Here is a 3,101-nt window from a genome sequence, read left to right as displayed (position 1 = left end):
CCCCCGATCTGTCGGCCCCCGATCTGTCGGTCCCCAGCCCGTCAGCCTCCGGCTCGCCGGTCGCCGCCTCCGCTGGTCGGCACGCCGCCCTCGCTGGTCCGGCCGGCGCGGCCAGCACGGCCCGCGCCGTGGCGGCTGGACCGTGCCCATCCGGGTGCTGCGGGCGCCGCCGGTGTATCCGGCGCTGCTCGCGATCGGGATCGCCTGCGCCACCGGCGGATGGTGGTGGGTCCGTAACTACGTCCTCTACGACGCCGTTCAGCCCAACGGATGGGCAACGGAACCCCCACGGCGCGAGCCGGTCCTGCTGCCGAAGTCCTTCTACACCTGGTACGAGTACTTCTGGCAGACCATCATCAGCCGGTTCTGGGGCGGTCTCGGGATGTTCGAGCCGCCCCAACTCTCCCCGGTTGTGATCGTCATCGCGACCACGGCCGTAGTGGGCTGCGTGCTGGCGGCGGTCGTCCGTCCCCGGGCCACCGGCGAGGCGCCCCGGGGACACCGGTTCACCTGGCCGCGCGCGGCCGTGTCCGGACGCGCGCTCGTGCTGCTCATGCCGATCCTGCTGGCCTACCTGCTGGTGGGCCAGCGCAGCTATTCGGACTACCTGAAGTACACCCAGGGCATCGCCATCCAGGGCCGGTACCTCTACATGGGCGTGGTCGGCCTCGCCGTCGTCACCGCCGCCGGCCTCGGCCGGCTGCTGCGTGGGCACGAGCGGGCCGCCACTCTGATCGTCCTGGTCGGTGCGCTCGGCATGCAGACGGCGGCGCTGTGGGCGGTGTGCGGGTACTACTGGCTGCCGCGCGGCGAGTCGGCCCCCCCGCTGCACGTCGCCGAGATCGTCACCGTGATCGGACGCTGGGCGCCGTTCCCCGTCGGGGTGACGATCACCGTCTTCGCCCTCTGCCTGGTGATCGCCTGCGTCACCGTCGCCGAGATGGTCCGCGAAGCCCGTCGATGTCCCCTGGAGGAGCCAGGCGGTTCCTCGGGGGAGCCAGGCGCCCCCACGCCGCTGCCCGCGGCGCCCGAACCGCCCGCACTGCCCGGCCTCCGCCCGGCCGGGACGGCCGGCACCCTCCTGTCCCCGGTGCAACGACCCGGGCCCGGCCAGCGGCCCTGGACCGGCAGACGGTCCCCGGCCAGGCGATGGCCCCGGTCAGGGCGTGGTGGCGACCGAGACCCGGGAGTGGTCGCCGAGCATCAGCCGGTGCGCCCGCGGCCGGGCCGCCGACGGGACGACCTCGACGTCCCGCCCGATCAGTGAGTCCTCGATCCGCCCGATCCCACGGATGGTCGCCCGCTCCAGCACGATCGAATACTCGATCTCGGTGTCCTCGATCGCGCACGAATGGTAGATCGAGGTGAACGGGCCGACATACGAGTCGACGACCCTCGTGCCCCGGCCGATGATCGCCGGCCCGCGTACGGTGGAACGCACCAGTGACGCGCCCTCCTCGATCACGACCCGGCCGACGACCGTGCTGCCCTCGTCGACCACGCCGCGGACGGCCGGCTCCAGCGACTCCAGCAGGTGCCGGTTGGTCTCCAACATGTCGTCGAGCCGCCCGGTGTCCTTCCAGTAGCCCTCGACCAGGTGCGGCGCGACCTCATAACCGCCGTCGACAAGCCACTGGATCGCCTCGGTGATCTCCAGTTCGCCGCGCGCGGACGGTTTGATCCCCCGCACGGCCTCGTGGACCGCCGGGCCGAACAGGTACACCCCGACGAGGGCAAGATCGCTCGGTGGCTGCCGGGGCTTCTCGACCAGACGCACGATCTGCCCGCCCGGCCCCAGCTCGGCCACGCCGAACGCGGACGGGTTGGACACCTTCGTCAGCAGGATGAGCGCGTCCGGCCCGCTGCGGCGGAACTCCTCCACCAGCCCCGAGATCCCGCCGATGATCAGGTTGTCGCCGAGGTACATCACGAACGGCTCGTCGCCAAGGAAGTCACGGGCGACGAGCACCGCGTGGGCCAGGCCCAGCGGCGCCTCCTGCCGAATGTAGGTGACCTCGATCCCCAGCTCGGCACCGTCACCGACGGCGGCCTCGATCTCCGCGGCGGTCTCCCCGACAATGATCCCGACATTCGTGATATCCGCGGCGGCTATTGCCTCCAATCCGTAGAAAAGCACCGGCTTGTTCGCCACCGGCACAAGTTGCTTGGCCGAGGTGTGGGTGATCGGACGCAGTCGTGTTCCGGAACCACCGGCAAGCACAAGAGCCTTCATGATCCGAACCTTATCGTGCGGCCGGACGGCGACCGTACAAGCCCACAGCCATAGGGCTCAATACCCGTCGAACGACATTGTTCCGGACGGCGTACCGGACGGCGTACCGAACACGGCGTACCGGACGGCCGGCGCTGGTTTCGGCCGGCCGCCGCGGTGGCCCGCGCCCCCCCGTCAGCCGCCGCCGAAACACCGGACCCATCGTCCTCAGGGCATCCCACAACGGGTGTGTCATGCCTACGGCGGGTACCTTCAGCAATCAGGACCACAGTTGTCCTCCGCGGCCATGACGACAGTCATGACATCAGCGGTACGGGGGTAACGCCGCGATGAATCCAGCAGCCGGCCCGCGAACACCGGCGGGATCCGTCGGCATGCCAGCCGAAGGCGGCACGAGCGGGCCACCACCGGCCCGGCCGGCCTCGACGGCCCGCCAACGGCACCATCACCCGGGACATAGTGGTAAACAGGACCATATCCGGGGACGCGGGACACATCGGGCGGTGTGTACGTCCGTGGGCCGGTGCCAGGCCATGGCGGGGGTGGGAGGTACGGCACGGTGACCGCTACGACCAGGGTTTCCGTGGACCAGCCTGCCAGCACCACGCCACCGCCGGGCCCGCGCCGCGTCCGAAGGGCCCGCCCGAGGGCGAGGTGGCGATGGTTCCTGCGCACCGCGAGGGAACGCCGGCGGCAACGCTCCCTGACCGGAAAGCTGCTGCTTGCCCTCGCCGCCGTGCTGTCGATGTCGATCGTCGTGACGAGCGTCGGCGGCTACTTCGCCTACCGCTATTTCGACTCCCAGATCACCAGGGTCACCCTGGCGCTCGGCGACGACCACGAACGACCGGCCGCGGCCCCGCCCGGG

Annotated in this window: 1 protein-coding gene and 2 pseudogenes; 2 read left to right on the top strand and 1 reads right to left on the bottom strand. The window is 70.9% G+C overall.

Translation table 11 applies throughout. The features are described from left to right. Positions 1 to 1,267 (top strand): annotated as a pseudogene (locus CM1CMNOD_RS04725) (hypothetical protein); the annotation flags it as partial. Here CM1CMNOD_RS04725 and CM1CMNOD_RS04720 read toward each other — a convergent pair. Beyond that, the gene (locus tag CM1CMNOD_RS04720; RefSeq protein WP_013872520.1) at positions 1,160 to 2,233 is read right to left on the bottom strand and encodes a glucose-1-phosphate thymidylyltransferase; all 1,074 of its coding nucleotides are present in this window, start codon (positions 2,231 to 2,233) and stop codon (positions 1,160 to 1,162) included. The pseudogene CM1CMNOD_RS04725 and the gene CM1CMNOD_RS04720 overlap by 108 nt on opposite strands. A 559-nt stretch (positions 2,234 to 2,792) precedes the next feature. Here CM1CMNOD_RS04720 and CM1CMNOD_RS04715 point away from each other — a divergent pair. Next, a pseudogene (locus tag CM1CMNOD_RS04715) lies at positions 2,793 to 3,101 on the top strand (LCP family protein); the annotation flags it as partial.

The organism is Protofrankia symbiont of Coriaria myrtifolia (assembly GCF_900634755.1).
In the GTDB taxonomy this organism is placed as follows: domain Bacteria; phylum Actinomycetota; class Actinomycetes; order Frankiales; family Frankiaceae; genus Protofrankia; species Protofrankia coriariae.
This window is presented reverse-complemented; position numbering and strand designations above follow the sequence as displayed.